Source organism: Actinoplanes sp. NPDC051405 (genome assembly GCF_055586185.1).
The window spans coordinates 132462-155720 of the sequence record NZ_JBVJIR010000024.1 but is presented as its reverse complement, the minus strand read 5'-3'; the positions used below and the strand labels follow the sequence as shown (position 1 = coordinate 155720).

Sequence of the window (23259 nt, the reverse complement as noted above, 5' to 3'; positions counted from 1 at the left end):
GCGAGCTCAGCGGACCGGATCAGCGGCCGGTGAACTTGGGCTTGCGCTTCTCGACGAACGCCGTGGTGCCCTCGATCCGGTCGTCGGTGGCGAACAGCCCGGCGAACAGCTGGCTCTCCCAGGCCAGACCCGAGGCGAGGTCGGTGCTCAGGCCGCCGTCAATGGCCAGCTTCGCGGCCCGCAGGGCCAGAGCAGGACCATTCAGGTACGGCTTGAGCAGCTCGACCGCGCTCGCGTACACGTCGGCGGCGGGCACCACCCGGTCGGCCAGCCCGATCCGCAGGGCCTCCTCGGCGTCCACCATCCGGCCGGAGAACACCAGGTCCTTGGCCTTCGCCGGGCCGATGAGCCGGGCCAGCCGCTGGGTGCCACCGGCGCCCGGGATGAGGCCCAGCTTGATCTCCGGCTGACCGAGCTTGGCGTCCTGCGCGACGACCCGCCAGTCGCAGGCCAGCGCCAGCTCACAGCCGCCGCCGAGGGCGTAGCCGGTCACCGCGGCGACGACCGGCTTCGGGATCCGGGCGATCGCGTCGAACGCACTGGACAGGGCGGCCGCCCGGACGGTCATCTCCTGGTACGTCGTGGTGGTGAACTCGGTGATGTCGGCGCCGGCGGCGAACACCTTCTCCCCGCCGTACACGATCACCGCCCTGATCTGCGGCTCCTCGGCCGCCGCCCGGGCCGCCTCCCGCAGTTCCTCCTGCACCTGGGTGTTCAGCGGGTTCATCGGGGGACGGTCGAGCCGGATCGTGCCGATGCCGTCGCTCGTCTCGAGTCGTACGAACTCACCCACGCGCATGCCTCCCTAGCGATCGTTCAGTCACCGACAGCGTAAGGCCCGGCTCGCCAGGGTAAGTAGCATGGGACACCGAGGAGGGGCGATGATCACCTACTACCGCGATCCGGACGTGCTGGTCACGTCGGCCGGGGTCCGCATGAGCGGCCGGGAGTACCGCCTCAGCGACTTCGCCCAGGTGTGGCACCGGCAGGGCCGCCGTTCGTGGAGCGCGGTCGCCGGGCGCGGCGTCCTGGGCATCGCGATGATCGTCCCGCTCGTGATCGGCGCGGTGGGCGTGCTGGTGGCCCTGGTCATCAACGCCTCGACGGCCACCACCGTCGCTCTGATCGGTGGCGGCATCCTGATCGGCCTGGCCGCCGCGCCGCTGTCCGACGTCCTGCTGGAGTTCGTCGACCGCTCGTACGACAAGGGCAGCCGCCGCCGCGAGATCTGGGCCCGTATCCGCGGTTCCGAGGTCCTGCTGCTGGACACCGACAACGCGCAGCGCTTCGGCCAGATCTACCGGGCCCTGCAACGCGCCCTGGACCACGACACCGTTGCCCACTGAGGTGCCGCGGGCAAGGAGTGCCATGACGAACGCCCGGGGCGCGTTGCCGCTCGCCGGCCTGCTCGCGACCTCCGGGGTGCTGCACTTCCTCACCCCGAAGCCGTTCGACTCCATCGTGCCGCGCTCGCTGCCGGGCCGCCCGCGCACGTGGACCCTGCTCAGCGGCGTGGCCGAGCTGGCTGTCGCCGCCGCGGTCGCCAATCCCGGCACCCGCCGGCTCGGCGGGCTGGCCGCCGCCGGCCTGTTCGCGGCGGTGTTCCCCGCGAACGTCAAGATGGCGATGGACTGGCGGGAGGCCCCGCCGGCGCGCCGCGCGATCGCCTATGGACGGCTGCCGCTGCAGATTCCGCTGGTGCTCTGGGGGCTGCGCGTGGCCCGGCGCTGATTTCCCCGAAATCGCCGCGCGACGGGCCGCCGGGCAGCGACGATACGAGGATCATGAGGGCCACCCAGGTACGGCCGACCGGCGTGGAGCGCACGCTCGGCGAAGACGAACTGATCGTCACCAAGACCGATCCCCGCGGCGTGCTGACCTACGCCAACGACGTCTTCCTGCGCCTGTCGGCGCTGCACGAGGACGAGACCATCGGCAAGCCGCACAACATCATCCGGCATCCCGACATGCCCCGGGCGATCTTCAAGTTGCTCTGGGAAGCCCTCGGCGACCGCCAGGAGGTCTTCGCCTACGTGGTCAACCTGGCCACCGACGGCGCCCACTACTGGGTGCTGGCGCACGTCACGCCGTCCTCGGACGCGCAGGGCCGGCTGGTCGGCTACCACTCCAGCCGGCGGCGCCCGGAGCCCGGCCCGGTGGCGGCGATCAGCAAGATCTATGCCGAGCTGCGGGCCGAGGAACGCCGGCACGAGAACTCCCCCGCCGGGCTGGACGCGTCCTGGGCCCGGCTCCGGGGCATCCTGGCCGAGCGCAACCAGACATATGACGAATTCGTTTGGTCTCTCACGAACGGTGCGTACTAGTGCAGAGCGACACCCTGCGGCTCATCACCGATGTCTGCGCCCGCGCTGCCGCCGGCGACTTCGAGGCCCGGCTGCCGTCCATCGGCGAGTCACCGGAGGCCCAGGCGGCCCGGCACGCGCTCAACGGGCTGCTCGACAAGACCGACTCGTTCGTCCGGGAAGCCGGCGCGGCGCTCGGCGCGGCCGCCGAGGGCCGCTATCACCGGCGGTTCCTGCCGCGGGGCATGCAGGGCGCGTTCCGCGACGCGGCCGCCCGGATCGCCCAGTCGACCGACGAGATGAGCAAGTCCACGGCGCAGCTCGCCGAAGCGGCCCGGTCGAGATCAGCTCTCGCCGACGAGCTGGAGAACGCGGTGCTCACCGTCTCCGAGCAGGTGGCGACGGCGGCCACCGAGATGGGTGCGTCGGCGAACGGGCTCGCGGACTTCGCGCGTGAGGCGGTAACCGGGGCCGAGCGTGGGGTCGAGACGGTCGGTTCGCTGCGAACGGCGTCCGAGCAGATTCGCAATGCGGTCGATCTGATCAACTCGGTGGCTTCGCAGACCCGCCTGCTGGCCCTCAACGCCACCATCGAGGCGGCCCGGGCCGGCGACGCCGGCCGCGGCTTCGCCGTCGTGGCCGGCGAGGTCAAGAATCTGGCCAATGAGACCAGCGAGTCCAGCTCGGCGATCCTGGGCCAGGTCAACACGGTGCAGCAGGCGGCGGCGGACGCGGTCGGCGTGCTGGAGGTCATCACCGGCAGCATCCGGGAGATGAGCGGCCTGGTGAACGGCATCGCGGCCGCCGTCGACGGCGGTCACGACTCCGGTACGGCGGGACTGAGCCAACTGGCCGAGGTGCTGCGCAGCGAGGTGCACCGCTTCGTGACGATGGCCCGCCAGTCCTAGTAGTTCTGGGTGTACAGCGCGTCGATCTCGGCGCGGCTGGGCAGGGCGTTGCTGGCGCCCACCTTGCGTACGCATGCCGCGCCGGCCGCGTTCGCCCAGCGCACCGCCTGCACCAGGTCCCGGCCCTCGCCCCAGGCGACCGCCAGCGCCCCGGTGAAGGCGTCACCGGCCGCGGTGGTGTCCGCCACGTCGACCCGGCAGGCCGGGATGCGCTCGTCGTGGCCGTCTCGGTCGGCGTACCAGGAACCTGCGCCGCCCAGCGTCAGCACGACCCGCGGCACCAGGGCCAGCAGGGCGGGCATGTCCGGCTCGGCCGACCCGGTTATCGCGTTCGCCTCGCCCTCGTTGACCACCAGCAGGTCCACCGCGTCCAGCAGCTCCTGCGGCAGCTCCCGGGCCGGGGCCGCGTTCAGGATCATCCGGGTGTTGCCCGCCCGGGCCGCCTGCGCGGCCGCGACCACCGTGTCCGCCGGGATCTCCTGCTGGCACAGCAGCACGTCGCTGTCGGCGATCACCGCCGTCTCGGCCGCGCTCAGCCCGGCGAACGAGCTGTTCGCGCCGGGGCTCACGATGATCGAATTCTCTCCCGCCCGGTCGACCATGATGACCGCGACACCGGAAGCGCCATAGCTGGTCCGTACGTTCTCGGTGTCCACCCCGGACGCGTTGAGCCGGGCTTTGATGGTCACGCCGAACGCGTCCGAGCCGATCGCCCCGAGCAGCGCGCACCGGCCGCCGGCCCGGGCGGCGGCGATGGCCTGGTTGGCGCCCTTGCCACCCGGTGTCATGACGAAGTCGTCGCCGAGCACGGTCTCGCCCGGCAACGGCAGCCGCGGCGCAAGCCCGACGAGGTCCATGTTGGCGCTGCCGGCGACGACGATGCGCGGGGAGGTGTCGGCCATCGTCTGCCTCAGGCCGCCCGGGCCATGTACCGGTCGCCGGAGCGCTGCACCTGCAGCGGCAGCCCGAACGTCTTGGACAGGTTGGCCGCCGTCAGCGTCTCGCCGAGCAGGCCCGCCGCCACGACAGTGCCCTCGCGCAGCAGCATCGCGTGGGTGAAACCGGGCGGGATCTCCTCGACGTGATGGGTGACCAGCACCATCGCCGGGGCGTCCGGGTCCTCGGCCAGCTCGGTCAGCCGGCCGACCAGGTCCTCTCGGCCGCCCAGGTCCAGGCCCGCGGTGGGCTCGTCGAGCAGCATGAGCTCGGGGTCGGTCATCAGCGCGCGGGCGATCTGGGTGCGCTTGCGCTCACCCTCGGACAGGGTGCCGAACTCCCGCTCGACCAGCGCGCCCATGCCCAGCTGCTCCAGCAGGGCCCGGGCCCGCGCCTCGTCCTGCGGGTCGTAGCTCTCCCGCCAGCGGCCGACGACCGACCAGGCCGCGGTGACCACGACGTCGAGCACGCGTTCCGAGGGCGGCACCTGGTCGGCGAGCTGACCGGTGGTGATGCCGATCCGGGTGCGGAGCTCGGTGACGTCGGTGCGGCCCAGCCGCTCGCCGAGGATCCAGGCGGTGCCGCGGGACGGGTGCAGCCGGCCGGACGCCAGGTTGAGCAGCGTGGTCTTGCCGGCGCCGTTGGGGCCCAGCACGACCCATCTCTCGTCCAGCTCCACCTGCCAGGAGAGCCCGCGCAGCAGGTAGCTGCCGCCGCGGATGACGCTCACCCGGTCGAAGGAGATGACGGTGTCTTCGTCAGGTGGGGTGGGGGTCGCAGTCGCTGCCTCGAGCACGCATCCATCCAACCATGCAGGGCCCGGGGCCCCCGACGCCGTGCCCGGTCAACCGGTGGTGGATCCGAAGACCTCGTCGCGGACCGACTCCAGCGCCGTCAGCAGCGCGCCGTTGAGGATCGGCTCGACGGCGACCTCGCTGATCACGACCTTGGGCGCGACGAGGGTGATCGCGGCGACCTCACTCTCGACCCGTTCGGCGAGCGCGGTGCCGCCGGCCTGACTGACCTCGCCGGCCAGGACCACCAGCGGCGGGTCCAGCACCACGCAGGTCGCCGCCACGCCGAGGGCGAGCCGGGCGGCGAGCTCGTCGAGCAGGGGCTCACCCGCCGCGCCGGCCGCGACGGCGGCGCGCACCACGTCGGCGGACTCGGCGCCGCGGAAGCCGTACTTCTTGCCGATGGCCTTGGCCGCGTCCGAGGCCACCAGGGTCTGGAAGGCGCCCTTGGCGCCGCGCTTGGTCACGTCGCGGGGGATCTCGGCGCCGGCCACCGGCAGGTAGCCGATCTCGCCGGCGGCACCGGTGCTGCCGTGGTGCAGCCGGCCACCGATCACCGTGGCCAGACCGACGCCCCGGCCGACCCAGATCAGCACGAAGTCGTCGACGCCCTTGGCCGCGCCGACGTGCTGCTCGGCGATGGCGACCAGGTTGACGTCGTTGCCGAAGACCACCGGCGTGCTCAGGTCCTTGCGCAGCTCGGCGAGCAGGCCGCGGTGCCAGCGCGGCAGGTCGAAGGCGAAGGAGACCTCACTGGTCTTCGGGTCGACGAGACCGGGCGTGCCGAGGACCACCCGGCGGACGGAGGCCATGTCGGTGCCACCCCGGCCGGCCGCCTGGACCACGGCGCTGTGCACTGCGCGTACCGGATCGTCGCTGTCCTGGGTCGACTGCTCGCTGCGGCCGACCACCTCGCCGGTGATGTCCGCGCAGGCCGCGATGACCCGGTCGGGCAGGACCTCGACGCCGATGACGTGGGCGCTACCGGGCGTGACCGCGTACAGCTGGGCGTTGGGGCCGCGGCCGCCGGCCTGCTCACCCACCCGGCGCACCAGGCCCCGCTCCTCGAGCCGCTCGACCAGCTGGGAGGCGGTCACCTTGCTCAACCCGGTCATCTCGCCGAGCTGCGCGCGGGTCAGCGGACCCTTGGCGAGCAGCAGCTCGAGCGCGGCACGGTCGTTGAGCGCCCGCAGCAGTCGCGGGGTACCCGGTAGGCGGGTGGCGGCCATAACTCGTCCCTTGGTGTTTAGGAGTGCTTCCTATTGCGGTGACCGGCGCAGATCATGTAGCCGCAGCGTAACGGTCAGCGCGCACACTGGTTGCGCCGCGTACCCGATAGACATCTGACGATCATGCAGTCCGGCCGGCCGGAAAACCAGAGCCGGACCCGAGGAAGGACACCATGGCGACCGACCCAGGACTGCGCCGCTTGGCTCTGCGCACGTTGCTCGCGGCGTTCCCGGGGACCGAGGCCCCGGAGTGGGCGGCCGCGCTGCTGGCCGAGGGCCTGGCCGGGCACACCCTGTTCGGGACCAACATCGCGGACCCGGCCCAGGTGGGCCGGCTGACGGCGGAGCTGCGCACGGTACGGCGGGACGCCCTGATCGCGATCGACGAGGAGGGCGGCGACGTGACCCGGATGGCCCACCGGGTCGGGAGCCCGTACCCGGGCAACGCGGCCCTCGGCACGGTCGACGACCCGCAGCTGACCCGCTCGGTCTACGCGGCCATCGGCACCGACCTGGCCGAGGCCGGGATCACCCTGGACCTGGCCCCGACGGTCGACGTGAACACGGCCGACGACAACCCGGTCATCGGCACCCGCTCGTTCGGCGCGGACCCCGCACTGGTCGCCCGGCACACGAGCGCCGCGATCGAAGGCCTGCAGTCGACCGGCGTCGCCGCCTGCGCCAAACACTTCCCGGGCCACGGCGCGACAACGGCCGACTCCCATCTCGAACTCCCCACGGTGGACGCTGAGCTGGAGGTGCTGCGCGGCCGCGACCTGCCCCCGTTCGCGGCAGCGGTGGCGGCGAGCACGCAAGCGATCATGACGGCGCACATCCGCGTACCCGCACTGACCGGCGCCGGCCCGGCCACCTTCAGCCACGCGGCACTGACCGACCTGCTCCGCGGCGAGTACGGCTTCGGTGGGGCGGTCATCACGGACGCGCTGGAGATGAAGGGAGCCGCCCAGGCCGCGGGCGGCATCGGCGAAGCCGCGGTGCTGGCCCTGGCGGCAGGTGCGGACCTGCTGTGCATCGGCGCCCGGGTGAGCCTGGACCTGGTCGAACTGGTGGCAGCGGAAATCGTCGCCGGCCTCGGCGAAGGCAGGCTCACGCTGAGCCGGCTGGAGAACGCCGCGGAACGAACAGCGGCGCTGACCGCGTGGACCCAACGCCCGGTGACGCCCCTGCGGCACGACGCCGGGCTGGGCTACACGGCAGCCCGCCGGGCGGTACGGGTCGAAGGCTCCCTCGTGGACTTTGCGGACTCGCTGGTGGTGCAACTCCGGTCGGGCCATTCGATAGCGGAAGGCCGCGTGCCGTGGGGCCTGCGGCCGCACCTGAACGGCACCGAGCAAGTGTCCGTGGTGGCCGCTGACACGGATGCGGAGACCCTGGTCGAACAGGCGGGGGCGCGGCCGATCGTGGTCGTCGGGCGACACACCCATCGAGCACAAGCGAGCCGAGCGCTCATCGAAACCCTCGCGGCGCGGCATACTGTGGCGGTGGTGGAGATGGGCTGGCCGGCAAGCTGGCGGCCGATCGGGGCGCGAGCTTTTGTCACCACGTACGGCGCGAGCCATGCCAGTGGGCGCGCCGCAGCGGAAGCCCTCGGGCTGACCACAACCCACTGAGACACCCGGAACTGAGGCAGCGGCGGGCCGCCACCCGCCGCTGCCTCTCTTTGTGCCCCAGATCTCCTTGAACACGTTCAACTAACGTCCTACGCTGATCACGACACCAGTTGAACGCGTTCAAGAAAGGCGGAGGTCGTGGATCACAAGGTCTGGATGTACCTCGCCTACCTGATCGTCAGCATCGCGCTGACGGTCTGGGTGGCGACCACGCTGTCCCGCAACGGATTGGTCTTCCTGGAAGACGTCTTCGCCGACAACCGCCTGGCCCGGGCGGTCAACCAGCTGCTGGTGATGGGCTTCTACCTGCTGAATCTGGGGTTTGTGGCGGTGGCTATGCGCTCAAACGCCCGGGTGCCGGATGCGGCCCGGGCGTTGGAGACCCTGTCTTACAAGATCGGGTTTGTGTTGCTCGTGCTCGGGGTGCTGCATGTCTGCAATGTGTTCTTTCTGGGGCGGTATCGGCGGGGGCGGTTGCGGCAGCAGCAGGGGATGCCGCCGTTGCCGCCGGCTGGGCGGTTGCCGATGTATCCGCAGCCTGGGGGGCCGGGTGGCGGGCCTGGGGGTGCCGGGCATCCCGGTGGGCCTGGCGGTATGGGTGGGCCCGGCGGAGTCGCTGGTCCCGGCGGAATGTCTGGTCAAGGCGGGTGGGCCGGGCCGGGCGTTGGCGGGCCGAGCGCGGCTGGTCCCGGCGGAACGGCGGGATCAGGTGGGACAGGTCTTGGCGCGGCCAGGCACGGCACGGCTGGGCCCGGCGTAGCCGGGTCGGGCGCTGCAGGTCCGGGCGGGGCCAGTGCCGGGCCGGGCGCTGCTGGGTCGGGCACTGCCGGGCCAGGCGTTGGCGGGCCGGGCGCTGCCGGGTCGGGCGTTGGCGGGTCGGGCGTTGGCGGGCCGGGCACCGCTGGGCCGGGCGCTGCCGGGTCGGGCGTTGGTGGGCCGGGCACTGCCGGGCATCCGGGTGCCGGCCAAAGCGGGGCTGGCTATCCCGGTGCGGGCCATGCCGGAGCTGACCAAGGCGGCGCCCGGCCGAATGAGTGGCCTGGGCAGGGGATGGCGGGGCCTGTTCCGCCGCCCGCGCCGGCATGACGAGGACCACCGATCCGGCCGGTCACGGGGCCGGCCGGATCGGGTATTTCACCGTTCTCTACGACGAGGGCTGCCCTATCTGCCGCGCCGCGCATCGGTGGCTTGCGGGCCGCGCTCAGCTCGTACCGTTGCTCTTTGTGCCTGCCGGGTCGGCCGAGGCCCGGCAGCGCTTTCCCGGGCTGGACCATCCCGCCACGTTGCGGGATCTGACCGTGATCACCGACGGTGGCCTGGTCTATGTCTCGGACGGGGCCTGGCTGGCCTGCCTGTGGGCGCTGGCGGACTACCGCGGGATGGCCGAGCGGCTCAGCTCCCCGCGGCTGCTGCCGACAGCGCGGCGCTTCATTGCCGCGGCCGCTGCCGTCCGCCAGTCGACCCGGGCGGACGACTACGGTGACGTGTGTGACGACCAGTGCCGCTGACCCCGCCGCCGATGAGCCCGGCGTTGCCTCTCCGGCGCTCCCCCACAGTCCGTCCCCTGAGCCGGCGACGGCGACGGGAACGGCTCCGGCGGGCGGGCTCGGCGCTGCTCCGAAGGCTGAGAGCGTGAGCCCGGCCTCCGGTTCCGGCACGGACGATGGCGGCGACGGTAGTTCTGGTGGCGCCGGCGCTCGCGGCGAGAGTGACATCGACGCTGGCGTTGACGCTGGCGGCAGCGGCAGCGGCAGCGGCAGCGGTGACGGCAGCGGTGGCGGCAGCGGCAGCGGCAGCGGTGACGGTGACGGCAGCGGTGGCGGTGACGCCGGCACTGACGGCGGCGCTGGAACCGACGGCGGCGCTGGAACCGACGGCGGCGCTGGAACCGACGGCGGCGCCGGAGCCGACGGCGGCGCCGGAGCCGACGGTAAAGGCGGTGGCGCCTTCGCCGGCGGAAAGCCGGAGGCTGGCGAGGAAAAGCCGCGGCGGCCGCGGGGTGAGCAGACCCGGCAGCTGATCCTGGAGACCGCCTTGCGGCTGTTCCGGGAGCGGGGTTACACCGAGACCACCATGCGGGCCGTCGCCAAGGAAGCCGGTGTCGCGGTCGGGAACGCCTACTACTACTTCGATTCCAAGGAACACCTCATTCAGGGGTTCTACGACCGCAACCAGGCTGCGCACCGGACCGCCGCCGAGGTTGTGTTCGCCAACGAGAAGGACTTCGCCGCCCGGCTGCGGGGTGTGCTGCACGCCGGGATCGACGTCAACCAGCCCTACCACTCGTTCGCCGCCACGTTCTTCAAGACCGCCGCCGAGCCGTCTTCGCCGCTGAGTCCGTTCTCCCGGGAGTCGTCGCCGGCCCGGGAGGCCGCCATCGCGATCTTCCGGGACGTGGTTGACGGCTCCTCGGCGAAGCTCGACCCGGAGCTGCGCAAGGAACTGCCCGAGTTGCTGTGGCTCGGCTGGATGGGCGTAGTCCTCTTCTGGGTCTACGACCGCTCCCCCGACCAGCGCCGAACCCGGCGCCTCATCGACGGCGTCGTGCCGCTCGTCGACCGCCTGGTCGGGCTGTCGCGGCTGCGCGTGCTGCGCCCCGCACTGCGCCAGATCCTGGCCCTGCTCGACACCATCCGCCGCGAAGATTGATCACGTTCCGCATCGGCACCCTTCTTTACTCTCAGTTACTGTTGCGTGAGCTGGGCGCGCTGGTGGGTGGTGTTTTCGGCCCGCCCGGGCAGCTATAGCCGGATCTGTCGCCTGGAATCGGCCAGCCGAACGGCCATATCGCACACCCGGTGCTTCCCCCGTGCACCGGTCGCCACGTAGCGTCACTTTTGCAGGTGGATCTGGGGATGTCGCAGGGCTTCGAACCTCGGGACCGGTTCGAGACCACCCTGCGGCACGGATGGTGGGCCGGGCGCGCCGATGATTTCGGGAGCAATCATCGGGTGAAGCGCCCGGCTCACACTGCCGCCGCAATTCAGCGAGGCAGCCGCCGACTCGGATATCGAACGGGCGCCGGCGATCGGACTGCGCGCTGCCGAAACGGCGGCGCTTCTCGTCAGAATCACCGCATCGGTCAAGGCCAGGCGCCCCGCACTCCGCGCCGTCGAGGCGAATCTTGAGTGGCGGCCCGCCGGTTGCCAGGCGACGCCGGCTGATCGGTGCCGTGAGCTTGCAGGACGCGGCCGCTCAGGCCATTCGTCGCCGTCGTGGAAGTCATGCGAAGAGCTTGCCGCAATCCGCGGGTGCCGCGGGGACCCCTGTGGACAACGCCGGGGCTGTGGATAACCGGCTATGGGTGCAGGACGGACTCCGTACCTTTGATGAGCGTTGCGAGGCCGTACTCGAAGACCTCGTCGCCGATCGGGCTGCCGGACCGGAGGGCCGCGGCCAGGGTCGGCAGTTCGCTCAGGTCCGGGCGCTCACCGCGCTCGGCCATGGTCGAGGCCACTGCCTGTTCCTGCAGGACGTGGCCGTTGATGTAGTGGCTCAGCACAGTGATCGTGCGCAGAGCCTGGACGGGGGTGAAGCCGCGCTCCACCATCGCCGCGAGTTCCTGCTCGAAGTGGCGGACCGATTCACGGCCGCGCACGGCTCCGGAGACCACGCGGGCGCCGTCGCGGCTGGCCAGCAGTGACGCCCGGTAGGACCGCGCCCGCCGGGCCAGCCACTCCTGCCAGGGCTCGCCCGGGCGAGGTGGCCCCATGCCCGCGCGCACGATGATCGCGTTCGCCATGCCGTCGAGCAGTTCCTGCTTGGTGCGGATGTGCCAGTAGAGCGCCGGCGACTGGACGCCCAGTTCGGCGGCGAGGCGGCGCACGGTCAGACCCTCCAGGCCCACCTCGTCGAGCAGCTTCAGCCCCGCCTCGATGAGCACTTCGCGCGTCAAGCCCTTCACGACGCCACCTTAGCAGTGCTAAGTTCTCCTTAGCGGCGCTAAGGAGGAGTCATGCGGGCACTCGCGGAGGACGGCACGGAAGCACAAGCAGTGGAGGAGGGCATCGGCACGCCGATCCTGGTGATCCACGGCGGCATGGGAGACCGCACGGTCTGGCAGCCGGTCACGGACCTGCTGCGAGACCGCTTCCGGACGGTACGGCTGGAGCGCCGCCGCTACCGCATGGACCTGCCCGGACCGTCGACGATAGCGCAGGAGGTCGGGCACGTGGCAGCGATCGCGGCGCAGCTGGACCGGCCGGTGCTGGTCGGGCACTCGTCGGGAGCGGTGGTGGCGCTGGAGGCACTGGTCGCGAACCCCGGGGCATACGCGGGCGCGGTGCTCTACGAGCCGCCGGTGGTGATCGGCGCGCCGCTGAGTGACGACAAGCTTGCGCGGGCCCGCGCGGCGATCGCCCAGGACAAGCCGGGAAAGGCGTTGGCCATCTTCCTGCGGGACGTGGTCCGGATGCCGGCGCCGTTGGCCTGGCTGGCGGGCTTCATTGTCGGGCGGCACCCGGAGTACCGGCAGCGGGTGGTGCGGCAGCTGGACGACAACGACGCGTTGGATGCGCTGGGGGTGCGGCTGGCGGCGTACGCGGAGCTGAAGATGCCGATCCTGCTGCTCGGCGGGGACAAGTCACCGCGGCATCTGGCGGAACGGCTGGACGCGCTCGAGCAGACGCTGCCCAACGCCCGCCGCCTGCTACTGCACGGCCAGGGCCACAACGCCGAACGCCGCGCACCGCAGAGAGTGGCGAAGGCCATCGCCAAGTTCATCGACGAGAACGTCGCCCACCACTGACCGCCAGAAGCGCTCGGGGACCGAGGCCGCGCCCGGCAACGCCGGACGCGACCTCCAGCCCTCACACAGCCGACGAAGTCTTGACCAACGTACGGATCTGCCGCAGCAGCACAGACAACGCCGCCAAATCCGCGGGTGCTTCCTCCACGTTGCCCATCGCGTTTCCCGTACGGGCCATCGATGCCGCGTTCACCTGCTCCCATTCGGCCAGGCGGTCCTCCGGCGCCGCCGATGCCGGGGTCGACTGCAGCACTTCCGCCGTCAGGCCGGCCAGGGCCGCGTACAGGTCGTAGCGCAGCGCCATCCGGGCCAGGGTCTGCCAGCGGTCGCCGCGCGGAAGGCGGGAGATGTGCGACAGCAGCACGTCGATCTGGAAGCGTTCCGAGATCACGAAGTAGACCTTCGCCACCTCGGTCGCGTCGTGGCCGGTCGCCCGGGCCGTTTCCAGGATGTCCAGCATGCCGAAGCCGTAGACCACCCGGGAGATCGCGTCGGCCAACTGCTCCGGGATGCCGCGTTCCGCCAGCGTGGTCACGTGGCTCTCCAGGGAACGGCGTTCGACACCGATCACGACCGTCGGCAGCTGGGCCAGCAGCGCCTCGACGCCGGGGCGGAGCCGGGCGATCTCGCCCGCCACGTCGATCGGCGAGCGGCGGTTGCTGACCAGCCAGCGGACCGCCCGGTCGAGCAGCCGCCGGGTCTCCAGATAGACCAGCGTCTGCGCCGGCGTCGGCACTTCGTTGTCCAGCTGCTCCGCCGCCGCCCACAGGTCGGGCAGGCCGTAGACGTCGCGGACCACGACGTACGCGCGGATCACGTCCGCCGCCGACGCCCCGCTCTCCTCCATCGCGCGGAAGACGAACGACGTGCCGCCGCGGTTGACCACCTCGTTGACCAGGGCCGTCGAAATGATCTCGCGGCGCAGCCGGTGGCCGGCCATCCGGGCCGCGTAGCGCTCGCGCAGCGGGGTGGGGAAATACCGCGCCAGCACGTCGTTGGTCCATGCCTCGTCCACCAGGACGTCGGCGAGGACCTGGCGTTCGAGCGAGATCTTCACGTACGCGAGCAGCACCGCGAACTCCGGAGCGGTCAGCCCCTCACCGGCCTCGTGGCGCGCGGCCAGCTCCTTGTCGCTCGGCAGCGCCTCCAGCTCGCGGTTGAGCTGGCCCGACTGTTCGAGCGTGGTGAGCATCCGGCGGTGCACGGGCAGCAGCGAGTGAGCCTGCGACCGGGCGTTGCCGAGGGCGGCGGCCTGCTCGTAGTTGTCCCGCAGGACCAGCGCGGCGACCTCGTCGGTCATCGCGGCCAGCAGCTCGTCGCGGTCGGGCAGGCTCAGCTCGCCGTCGGTGACCGCGCCGCCGAGCAGGATCTTGATGTTGACCTCGTGGTCGGAGCAGTCCACGCCGGCGGTGTTGTCGATGAAGTCGGTGAAGATCCGGCCGCCGTGGCCGCTGCCGCTCTCGTCCGGCGGCCCGCCGACCCGGGCGTACTCGATCCGGCCGCGCTGGGTCAGGCCCAGGTTGCCGCCCTCGCCGACGACCCTGGCCCGTACCTCGTAGCCGTTGACCCGGATCGGGTCGTTGGCCTTGTCTCCCACCTCGGCGTGGGTTTCGGTGCTCGCCTTCACGTAGGTGCCGATGCCGCCGTTGAACAGCAGGTCGACGGGCGCGGCCAGGATCGCGCGCATCAACTCGGTCGGGCTCACGGCTGTCGCGTCGCCCAGCCCCAGCACCGCGCGGACCTGCGGCGTGACCGGGATGGACTTGGCTGTCCGCGGATAGATGCCGCCGCCCTCGCTGATCAGTGAGGCGTCGTAGTCGGCCCACGAGGAGCGCGGCAGGTCGAACAGCCGGCGGCGCTCGGTGTAGGACGTGGCGGCGTCCGGGTCCGGGTCCAGGAAGATGTGCCGGTGGTCGAAGGCGGCCACCAGCCGGATGTGCTCGCTGAGCAGCATCCCGTTGCCGAAGACGTCGCCGGACATGTCGCCGACGCCGACCACTGTGAAGTCCTGTGACTGGGTGTCGACGCCCAGGTCGCGGAAGTGTTTCTTGACCGACTCCCACGCGCCGCGGGCGGTGATGCCCATCTTCTTGTGGTCGTAGCCGGCCGAGCCGCCCGAGGCGAACGCGTCGCCGAGCCAGAAGTCCTTGCTCACCGAGATCTCGTTGGCGATGTCGGAGAACGTAGCCGTGCCCTTGTCCGCCGCGACCACCAGGTAGGGGTCGTCGCCGTCGTGCCGGACCACATCGACCGGCGGCACGATCTTGCCGCTGTGGATGTTGTCCGTCACGTCGAGCAGCGCGCCGATGAACAGGCGGTAGCACGCCACAGCCTCGTCCCGGTCGCCCGGAGCCTGCTTGAGCACGAAGCCGCCCTTGGCGCCGACCGGCACGATCACCGCGTTCTTCACCATCTGGGCCTTGACCAGGCCCAGCACCTCGGTGCGGAAGTCTTCCCGGCGGTCCGACCAGCGCAGTCCGCCGCGCGCGACCGCGCCGAAGCGCAGGTGCACACCCTCGAAGCGGGGTGAGTAGACGAAGATCTCGTACTTCGGCCGGGGCGCCGGCAGGTCCGGGATGGCCTGCGGGTCGAGCTTGAACGCCACGTACGACTTCGGGCGGGAGTCGGCGCCGCGCTGGAAGAAGCTCGTGCGCAGCGTGGCCTGGATGAGCGTCAGGTAGGAACGCAGAATGCGGTCCTGGTCCAGGCTGTCGACGCCGTCGAGCAGGGTGGTGATCTGCTCGACCAGCTCGTCGCCGCGCCGCGCGCGCTCCTCCTCGACCAGCTCCAGGCGCGGCGAGAACCGCGCTTCGAAGAGCTGCACCAGCAGGCGGGCGATCTCCGGGTAGGCGATGAAGGTCGACTCCACGTAGCGCTGGGAGAAGACGTTGCCGGTCTGCCGCTGATATTTCGCGTACGCCCGCAGCACCACGACCTGCCGCCAGGTCAGCCCGGCCCGCAGCACCAGCTCGTTGAAGCCGTCCACCTCGGCCTCGCCCCGCCACGCCGCCGCGAAGGCGTTCTCCACCTGCGGGCGCACCTCGGAGAGCTCCCGATGGGCAGCCGGCGGGAGCAGACCGAAGTCGTACAGGTAGACGGTGCCGTCGGGGCGGCGCACCTCGTACGGCCGCTCGTCGACGACCTGGGCGCCCAGCGAGTGCAGCACCGGCAGGACGGCGGAGAGCATCATCGGCTCGCCGTACCGGAAGACCTTGAACCGCACGTCGGCGTCGTCGGGCTCGGCATTGCCGTCGCGGTTGACGTGCCGCTTGCGGTAGAGGTGCATCTCCAGCTGACCGGTCTCCTCCAGCAGCTCCAGCTTGGCGATGTCCTGGACCGCCTCGTACGGCGTGTGGCCGTCCTTGTAGCTGTCCGGGAACGCGGGCGCGTACCGGTGGAAGAGGTCCTTGGCCGGCTCCTCGCCCAGCTTGCGCTCGAGCACCAGGGAGAAGTCGTCGTCCCACATCCGGGTCGCGTCGGCGAGCAGCTCGGCCAGCACGTTCGGGTCCACCGCGCCCGGCGGGTCGGCCGGGTCGGTGCGCACGATGAAGTGCACCCGGGCGAGCATCCGCTCGGTCACCCGGGTCGTGTAGTCGACGCCGATGCCGTTCAGCTCCCGCAGCAGGATCTCCTGCATCGCCTGGCGATTGCTGGTGGTGAACCGGTCCCGGGGCAGGTAGATCAGGCAGGAGATGAAGCGGCCGTACCCGTCGCGGCGCAGGAACAGCCGCAGCTGCCGGCGGCCGGCCATCCGCAGCACGCCGACGACCGCCTCGTACAGGTCATCGGTCTTGATCTGGAAGAGCTCGTCACGCGGATAGGTCTCGAGGATCTGCAGCAGGTCCTTGCCGGAGTGCCCGCGTGGCGAGAGCCCGGAGCGGTCCAGCACCTCCATCACCTTGCGGCGGACCACCGGCAGCTCGCGGACGCTGGTGCGGTAGGCCGAGCTGGAGAACAGGCCCAGGAAGCGGCGCTCGCCGACCACCTCGCCGGACTCGTTGAAGACCTTGACGCCGATGTAGTCCAGGTAGGCCGAGCGGTGCACGGTGGCCCGGGAGTTGGCCTTGGTGATCACCAGCAGCCGCTTCTCCAGGGCGCGGCGGTGCGCCTCGGGGGCCATCGAGGACAGCTTGCGGGGAGTGCTGTTGTCGCCACGCAGGATGCCCAGGCCGGTGCCCGGCACGGCGGTGAGGACGTCGCCGTCGAGCTGATATTCCCGGTAGCCGAGGAAGGTGAAGTGGTCGTGGGCGAGCCACTTGAGCAGCTCGATCGTGTCGGTGACGTCCTTGTCCGGCACCGGCAGCTTGCGCTCGGAGCCGCGGGCCGCCGCCAGCTCGTCGGCGATGACCACCGCGCGCTGGCGCATCCGGGGCCAGTCGTCGACCGCGTCGCGCACGTCGGTCAGTACCCGGCACAGCTCCTGGTGCAGCTGGGCGCGGGCCTCCGCGTTGCGGACCGGGTCGACCTCGACCCGGATCCAGCTCTCCACCAGGTCGCCGTCGATCGCGTCGTCGGGCTCCACGTCGGCCTCGACCTGGGTCAGCTCGCCGTCGGGCCCGCGCCGGACCACGATCAGCGGGTGCACCAGCAGGTGCACGTCGAGCTGGTGGGCGACGAGCAGGGCGGTGACCGAGTCGACCAGGAACGGCATGTCGTCGGTGACGATCGACAGCACGGTGTGCGACTGCCGCTCGGTCGGGGCGCTGATGTCCAGCCGCAGCTCACCCGGGCGCCGGGTATGAGCCAGCTCACGGTGCGCGAGCGCTGCCGCATGCATCTCGGCGGGCGTGTAACCGACCAGCTCCTCGTCGGGCGCGAACCGCCAGAAGCGGCCGACCAGCGACGCGGTGGTGTGGTCCTGCCCCGCGAGCTCCACCGCCTGCGCCACCAGGCGCTCGGCGTTGGGCAACGGCTCGTCGAGCTCATCGTCGGACGTCCCCAGCCGGCCTGTCAGGGCCAGCCCGGGGCCGGGCCCGAAATCCAGCTCGGGATCGGATTCGATCGCTGCCTCATCGGCGACGGCCATGACCTAGGGCTCCCCTCACCCACGACATTGTGGGTTCGACGTTTCGGGCATCAGCCTAGAACGTCCCCCCGACAGTCCGGGCCACACCCGGGGTGCGCGGAAGAGATCCGACACCCGAATTTGATACATCTCACCCACCACGGGTCAACGTGGCGGCCCGACTCCGGTTACCGTTCCGTAGGTTTCTCGAATCGAGCCGAGGGAAGGGTGGCATCATGCGCGGCAACGGACGTGCTGGCCGGGTCCTGGCCGCCATGGCCGGCCTGCTGTTGATCACAGGCGGCGCGGCTGCCTGCTCCGGCTCGGACGGCCCCGGCGACACCCTGGACACGTTCCTCAAGGGCTGGCGCAACGGCGACCTGAGCAAGACCGGCTTCGTCACCGCCGACGGCGCCAAGATCTCGGCGAACGACGTCTTCACCCAGCTGCAGGGCCTGGCCGGCGACCTCAACAAGTCGTCGCTGCTGCTCTCGGCCGAGGGCAAGCCCAAGGAGACCGGCGAGATCGCCTCGGGCCCGGTGAAGCTCGACTGGACGCTGCCGGGCGGGACCTCCTGGTCGTACCAGAGCACCGTGCGGCTCACCAAGCGCAACACCGACGGCTGGCGGGTGATCTGGGAGCCGGCCATCGTGCACAGCGAGCTGACCGCCGGCGACCGTCTCGAGCTGCGCCGCAAGGCCGCCGACCGGGCCGACGTGCTCGGCGCCGACGGCAAGCCGATCGTCACCCAGCGGCCGGTCGTCACCGTCGGCGTGACCCCCAACCGGATCACCGACGAGGCCAAACTCTTCACCGAGCTCGGCAAGCTCTTCAAGTCCATCGACGTGGACGTGGACTTCAAACTCATCGCGGAACGCGTCAAGGACGCGACCGACGACGGTGCCTTCATCGACATCGTCACCCTGCGGCGCCCCGACTACGACAAGATCCGGGATCGGGTACGCGCCCTCGACGGCACCGTCTTCCAGGAGGGGCAGCGCGAGCTCGCCCCCACCCGGCCGTTCGCCCGCGCCCTGCTCGGCACGGTCGACCCCGCCACCCGCGACGACCTGGACGCCAACCCCGAAGCGCTGCGCGAGAACGACCAGGTCGGGCACGGCGGCCTGCAGCAGCGGTACGACGCCCAGCTGCGCGGCACCGCCGGCCAGTCCGTGGTGATCGCCCGCCGCACCCCCGACGACCAGGTCGAGGACTCGCAGCTGTTCAGCAACGAGCCGGTCGCCGGTAAACCGATCAAGACGACCCTGGACGTCGCGACGCAGAACGCGGCCGACGCCGCGGTGGCCAAGGAGAAGCAGCCCAGCGCCCTGGTGGCGATCCGGATCAGCGACTCCAGCATCGTCGCGGTCGCCAACGGCCCGGAAGGCGCCGGCGTCAACACCGCGATGACCGGCCAGGTCCCGCCCGGCTCCACGTTCAAAATGGTGTCGACGCTGGGCCTGCTGGACAAGAAGGCGGTGACCCTCGACGACGAGGTGGACTGCCCGAAGACCAAGAAGGTCAGCGGCCGCTCGTTCAAGAACTCGCACGACATGGAGCTCGGCTCGGTCCCGTTCCGGGTGGACTTCGCGAAGTCGTGCAACACCGCCTTCGTCAACCTGGCCCCGAAGCTGGGCGCCGACGGCCTGCAGGACGCCGCGACGAAGCTCGGCCTCGGCGCCAAGTGGGACCTCGGCGCCGACTCCTTCAGCGGCAAGATCTCCCCGGCGAACAGCCCCACCGAGCTGGCCGCGGCAACCTTCGGCCAGGGCGCGACGGCGGTCAGCCCACTGGCGATGGCCGGCGCGACGGCGGCGGTCGCTCGCGGCCAGTTCATCCAGCCGAAGCTCGTGACGGAGCCGGCCCCGGCCGCCCCGATCGCCGACGGCCCGAAACTGGCCCAGACGTCGATCCAGCCGCTGCACACGATGATGCGCGAGGTCGTGACCAAGGGCACGGCCACGGACCTGGCCGACGCGCCGGGCAAGCCGGTGCTGGGCAAGACGGGTACGGCCGAGTTCAAGGACGGCGAAGAGGAAACGCACGCCTGGTTCGTGGGCTGGCAGGGTGACATCGCGTTCGCGGTGATGGTGGAGAAGGGCGGGGCCGGGGCTGAGGCAGCGGTGCCGATCGCGGCCCGGTTCCTGACCGCACTCAACAAGTAGCGGCCGCGGCCTGCTGCTCTCGGGCACAGGTCGTTGCCCGGGCCGCCTCGCTCGGCCGGCGGCTGGCGGCCGGCGGCGGGTCAGCCGAGACCGGCCAGCGGCCCGGGGCGGGTCAGCCGAGACCGACCAGCGGCCCGGGGCGGGTCAGCCGAGACCGACCAGCGGCCCGGGGCGGGTCAGCCGAGACCGACCAGCGGCCGGGAGCGGGTCAGCCGAGACCGACCGGCCGGCAGCCGCGGTGGCGGGTCAGCCAAGGTCGGCCGGGGGCGGGTCAGCCGAAGTCGGCCGGTTGTTCGGGGCCGACTTCGAAGGCCGGGCGCTGTGCCGGGAGGGTGAAGTCCTCGATCGGGCGCGGGCGGAGCATGCCCGGCATGGTTGCGGGTAGCGGCTTGGAGTCCAGCAGCGGCGCGGAGCCGAGCGGCCGCATCGGCGCGGGCTCGGCGGGCGGCTCGTCGGCCTCCACTTCAGCGGATAGTTGGTCGGCCTCGGGCCCGGCGGACTCGCGCTCATCGGACTCGGGCTCGGCGGACTCGGCGGAGCCTGCTTCGTCGGCGTCGTCGTGGGCCTTCTCGGCAGCCGGCGGGTCGAGATCCTCTGGCTCGGGTCCGGAATCCGGCGCCGGCTCGAGGTCCGACTCCTCGAAGGAGTCCACATCGCCGTGGTCGGCCAACGAGTGGGGGTCGGTTCGGTTGGGGTCCGCTGCCTCGCCGGGCTCGCCCTCCTCGGCATCCACGGTCGCCGCCGGGTGATCGTCACCGGCGTCGGCTGAGCTGTGGTCCGCGTCGGCGGCGGTGCCGACCTCAGCCTGAGCGCCGTCGTCCAGATCAGCCGACTCCGCGTCGCGCCAAGCTGCATCCGGGCCATCGGGCAGCCCGGCGTCATCCACGGCCACGTCATGCGCGTCGCCCGGGTCCGAGAACGGCGAGGCGACTTCGGGACTGTCGTCAACGTCCGCGAAGGGCGAGGCAACATCTCGACCCGCGCCAGCGGCAAGCGACGCAACGCCGTGATCATCATCCGGCGCTGAGGCGGCGTCGTGAGTGTCGTTCGGCTCGGAGAAGGGCGAGGCAACGTGATCCTCGTCGCCCGGCCCGGCGAAGGGCGAGACAACGTCCCGGCCGTCGTCCGGCCCCGCGAAGGGCGACGCAACATCTTGATTGTCGCCCGGACCCGCGAAGGGTGGCGCACCGCTCAATCCCGAGCGCGAGGAGGCGACGTGCTCTGGTTCCGCATCCTGGGGAGAGACGCCGTCCGGATCAGCCCGCCGTGAGAAAGCCTCGAACTCCGCCTGGTCCGAAGCCCGGCCCGAAGCCTGGCCCGAAGCCTGGCCCGAAGCCTGGCCCGAAGCCTGCCCCGAAGCCCCCTCCGCAGCCGGGAACGCCGGCACCTCCCCAGCCTGCGAGACCCCAGCCAGAGTCGTCGCCAGGGACTCCCCGTTCGACATCCCCGCCGCCGCCGCTCGCACGTCGTCACCCGCCGCCGCGGCCCGTCGGGCCTCGACCGGGTCCTGCTCTGCCGGCCCCCGCTGCCCCGGGGCCAGCCGCCCCGGACCGAGCCGCCCGGGACCGAGACGACCGGGACCGGCGAGGTCGCGACGGGCCGCGACCAGGTCCGGGCGGGCGTCCACCAGCTGAGCCGGCTTCAGCCCGGCCACGATCGCCGAGGTGATCTCTTCCGCGTACTTGCCGTCCGGGTCGTAGTCCGGGTCGAAGACCGTGATCTCCACGCCCAGGCAGTGCGGCGACTCCACCAAGCCGGCCAGCAGGATCTCCAGCTCCGGGAACGCGATACCGCCCGGCTCCGGCGCGTCCACGGCCGGCATCACCGCCGGGTCCAGCACGTCCACGTCGATGTGCACCCAGTACCCCGCGCAGTCCACCAGCTGGTCGCGCGCCCATTGGGCGCTGCGGGCCGCGCCCTCCACGCGCAGGGTCGGCACCGGGCGGGTCACGATGCCGGCCGCCTGCAGGTCCAGCCGGTATTCGTCCTGGGCGCGGATGCCCATCACCACCACGTCGATGTCGCGGTAGTACGGCCGCCGGCCTTCCATCGCTGCCAGGTCGGTCTGGCCCCGGCCCGTGACCAGCGCCAGGTCCTCGCCGGCCGCCGCGCCCACGTAGGACGCGTTGCCGGGGTGGCGGAAGTCCGAGTGGCCGTCCACGAAGACCAGGCCGATCCGGCCGCCGACCGCCTCGCCCAGGCGGTGCATGGCCAGCGCCGAGCCGAGCACGATCGAGCAGTCGCCGCCCAGGACCACCGGGAACTCGCCCTGGTCGAGGATGGCGCCGATCCGGTCGGCCAGCTTCCGCGAGTACGCCGAGATCTCCGGCGCGTGGCACACCCCGTCACCGGGGCGCCAGTCGCCCGGGTCGTACCGCGGCGGGGTCAGGCAGCCGGCGTCGCGGGCGTTGAGGCGGCGCAGCAGGCCGTGGTCACGGAGGGCTCCGGGCGCCTTGGCGCAGCCCGGCACCGACGTCGCCGTCGGCGGGCGCAGGCCGAGGTTGGACGGTGCGTCGAGCACGGCGATGCGGCGCATGGAGCCCCCCGTACCTTTGCCTAGAAGAGCGCGCGGGCCAGCGCGCGCCGCGCGCTCGCCACAGCCGGATCGTCGGGTCCGGCCACGTTGAAGAGTGACAGCAGATGCTTGCGTACGCTGTCCCGCTCCTCGCCGCTGGACCGCCGCACCGCCGCGACCAGCCGCTCGTAGGCCTCGGGGGCCTGCCCGCTGAGGACCTCGATGTCGGCGGCGAGCTGCTGGGCGGCGACGTCGTCGGGGTCGGCCGCGGCCTTGGCCAGCGCCTTCTCCGCGTCCACGCCGGTGACCCGGCGGTAGAGCTCGACCTGCGCCAGGCCGGACTCCGCCGCGTGGTCCTGCGGCGACTCGGCCAGGATCTTGCGGTACGCCGCCTCGGCCGCGTCCAGGTCCCCGGTCATCAGCGCGTCGTCGGCCGCGTCGAGCCGCGGGTCCTCCGGGGCGGCGACCTCGACGCCGCCGGCCTTGAGGACCGCGTCGATGTACTGCCGGACCTGCGCCTCGGGCAGCACGCCGGTGAAGCCCTCGACGAGCTGGCCACCGACCACCGCGATCACCATCGGGATGCCCTGGACCCGCAGCGCCTGGGCCAGCCGCGGGTTGGCGTCCACGTCGACCTTGCCGAGCACCCAGCTGCCGCCGCCCTCGGCCGCGAGCTTCTCCAGGACCGGGGAGAGCTGCTTGCACGGCTCGCACCACTCGGCCCAGAAGTCCAGGATCACCGGGGTGGTCATGGACAGTTCGAGGACGGTCGTCTGGAAGTTCGCTTCGGTGACGTCGATGACCGCGGGCGGCGCACCACCCGGCTGCGGGGTGGCGGCGGGGCTCGCGGCCGGGCCGGCGGGGCCCGCGGGTGCGGGCTTGCTCGCGGGGCGCAGTGCACCGAGATCGACCGCGCCGCGGGTGAAGATCGACGGAGTGGTCCGTGGGTCGCTCATGGTTATCTAGTCTCGCACGCGCGCCGGACTGTTCGCCGCGCCGCCGGGCTGGTGATATCGGACGTCACAG

General features: G+C 71.8%; 17 protein-coding genes and 1 pseudogene. 10 read left to right on the top strand and 8 right to left on the bottom strand.

Translation table 11 applies throughout. The features are described 5' to 3' along the window. Positions 1-19 precede the first annotated feature (19 nt). Positions 20-793, bottom strand: coding sequence for an enoyl-CoA hydratase/isomerase family protein (locus ACZ6S4_RS39300; protein WP_360550173.1), 774 nt, complete (start codon positions 791-793; stop codon positions 20-22). A gap of 88 nt (positions 794-881) precedes the next feature. On the opposite strand from ACZ6S4_RS39300, the gene ACZ6S4_RS39295 reads away from it, so the two are divergent. The 4 genes from ACZ6S4_RS39295 to ACZ6S4_RS39280 are packed head-to-tail and all read left to right on the top strand — an operon-like array spanning position 882 to position 3211. Then, positions 882-1346 (top strand): DUF6232 family protein, encoded by a 465-nt coding sequence (locus ACZ6S4_RS39295; protein WP_465479764.1) that lies wholly within the window; start codon positions 882-884, stop codon positions 1344-1346. Positions 1347-1368: 22 nt separating this feature from the next. Beyond that, a complete protein-coding gene (locus tag ACZ6S4_RS39290) occupies positions 1369-1731 on the top strand; it encodes a DoxX family protein (RefSeq protein ID WP_465479763.1) in 363 nt (120 codons plus the stop codon). Between the two features lie 53 nt (positions 1732-1784). Continuing rightward, positions 1785-2324 (top strand): PAS domain-containing protein, encoded by a 540-nt coding sequence (locus ACZ6S4_RS39285; protein ID WP_465479762.1) that lies wholly within the window; start codon positions 1785-1787, stop codon positions 2322-2324. Further along, positions 2324-3211, top strand: a complete 888-nt coding sequence (locus ACZ6S4_RS39280) for a methyl-accepting chemotaxis protein (RefSeq protein WP_465479761.1) — start codon at positions 2324-2326, stop codon at positions 3209-3211. The genes ACZ6S4_RS39285 and ACZ6S4_RS39280 overlap by 1 nt, the downstream gene beginning before the upstream one ends. Here ACZ6S4_RS39280 and ACZ6S4_RS39275 read toward each other — a convergent pair. The 3 genes from ACZ6S4_RS39275 to ACZ6S4_RS39265 are packed head-to-tail and all read right to left on the bottom strand — an operon-like array spanning position 3208 to position 6170. Then, a complete protein-coding gene (locus tag ACZ6S4_RS39275; protein ID WP_465479760.1) occupies positions 3208-4113 on the bottom strand; it encodes a ribokinase in 906 nt (301 codons plus the stop codon). The genes ACZ6S4_RS39280 and ACZ6S4_RS39275 overlap by 4 nt on opposite strands. An 8-nt stretch (positions 4114-4121) precedes the next feature. Then, positions 4122-4943: an ABC transporter ATP-binding protein gene (locus ACZ6S4_RS39270; RefSeq protein WP_465479759.1), complete on the bottom strand. Its 822-nt coding sequence runs from the start codon at positions 4941-4943 to the stop codon at positions 4122-4124. A gap of 48 nt (positions 4944-4991) precedes the next feature. Continuing rightward, positions 4992-6170 (bottom strand): ROK family transcriptional regulator, encoded by a 1179-nt coding sequence (locus tag ACZ6S4_RS39265; RefSeq protein WP_360550187.1) that lies wholly within the window; start codon positions 6168-6170, stop codon positions 4992-4994. A 173-nt stretch (positions 6171-6343) separates the two neighbouring features. Between ACZ6S4_RS39265 and ACZ6S4_RS39260 the strand changes: the two genes are divergently transcribed. The 4 genes from ACZ6S4_RS39260 to ACZ6S4_RS39245 all read left to right on the top strand — a co-directional run bounded on the left by ACZ6S4_RS39260 (position 6344) and on the right by ACZ6S4_RS39245 (position 10450). Next, a complete protein-coding gene (locus ACZ6S4_RS39260) occupies positions 6344-7801 on the top strand; it encodes a glycoside hydrolase family 3 N-terminal domain-containing protein (protein ID WP_465479758.1) in 1458 nt (485 codons plus the stop codon). Positions 7802-8883: 1082 nt separating this feature from the next. Further along, entirely contained in the window at positions 8884-9309 is a 426-nt protein-coding gene (locus ACZ6S4_RS39255; protein ID WP_465479757.1) for a thiol-disulfide oxidoreductase DCC family protein, read from the top strand. Between the two features lie 176 nt (positions 9310-9485). Next, positions 9486-9821 (top strand): hypothetical protein, encoded by a 336-nt coding sequence (locus ACZ6S4_RS39250; RefSeq protein ID WP_465479776.1) that lies wholly within the window; start codon positions 9486-9488, stop codon positions 9819-9821. Continuing rightward, entirely contained in the window at positions 9818-10450 is a 633-nt protein-coding gene (locus ACZ6S4_RS39245; RefSeq protein ID WP_465479775.1) for a TetR/AcrR family transcriptional regulator, read from the top strand. Before ACZ6S4_RS39250 ends, ACZ6S4_RS39245 begins: the two co-directional genes overlap by 4 nt. Positions 10451-11099: 649 nt before the next feature. Here ACZ6S4_RS39245 and ACZ6S4_RS39240 read toward each other — a convergent pair. Next, the gene (locus tag ACZ6S4_RS39240) at positions 11100-11705 is read right to left on the bottom strand and encodes a TetR/AcrR family transcriptional regulator C-terminal domain-containing protein (RefSeq protein ID WP_465479756.1); all 606 of its coding nucleotides are present in this window, start codon (positions 11703-11705) and stop codon (positions 11100-11102) included. Between the two features lie 51 nt (positions 11706-11756). Here ACZ6S4_RS39240 and ACZ6S4_RS39235 point away from each other — a divergent pair, with 51 nt between their 5' ends. Then, the gene (locus ACZ6S4_RS39235; protein ID WP_465479755.1) at positions 11757-12548 is read left to right on the top strand and encodes an alpha/beta fold hydrolase; all 792 of its coding nucleotides are present in this window, start codon (positions 11757-11759) and stop codon (positions 12546-12548) included. A gap of 61 nt (positions 12549-12609) precedes the next feature. Here the strand turns inward: ACZ6S4_RS39235 and ACZ6S4_RS39230 are convergent, their stop codons facing one another. Further along, on the bottom strand, positions 12610-17574 hold the full coding sequence (locus ACZ6S4_RS39230) for an NAD-glutamate dehydrogenase (protein ID WP_465479754.1): 4965 nt from the start codon (positions 17572-17574) through the stop codon (positions 12610-12612). Between the two features lie 215 nt (positions 17575-17789). Here ACZ6S4_RS39230 and ACZ6S4_RS39225 point away from each other — a divergent pair, with 215 nt between their 5' ends. After that, on the top strand, positions 17790-19718 hold the full coding sequence (locus tag ACZ6S4_RS39225) for a penicillin-binding transpeptidase domain-containing protein (protein ID WP_465479753.1): 1929 nt from the start codon (positions 17790-17792) through the stop codon (positions 19716-19718). Between the two features lie 1635 nt (positions 19719-21353). On the opposite strand, the pseudogene ACZ6S4_RS39220 reads toward ACZ6S4_RS39225, so the two are convergent. Further along, positions 21354-22254: pseudogene (locus ACZ6S4_RS39220) on the bottom strand (arginase family protein); the annotation flags it as partial. A 20-nt stretch (positions 22255-22274) separates the two neighbouring features. Further along, positions 22275-23189, bottom strand: coding sequence for a tetratricopeptide repeat protein (locus tag ACZ6S4_RS39215; RefSeq protein ID WP_465479752.1), 915 nt, complete (start codon positions 23187-23189; stop codon positions 22275-22277). Positions 23190-23259: the final 70 nt, after the last annotated feature.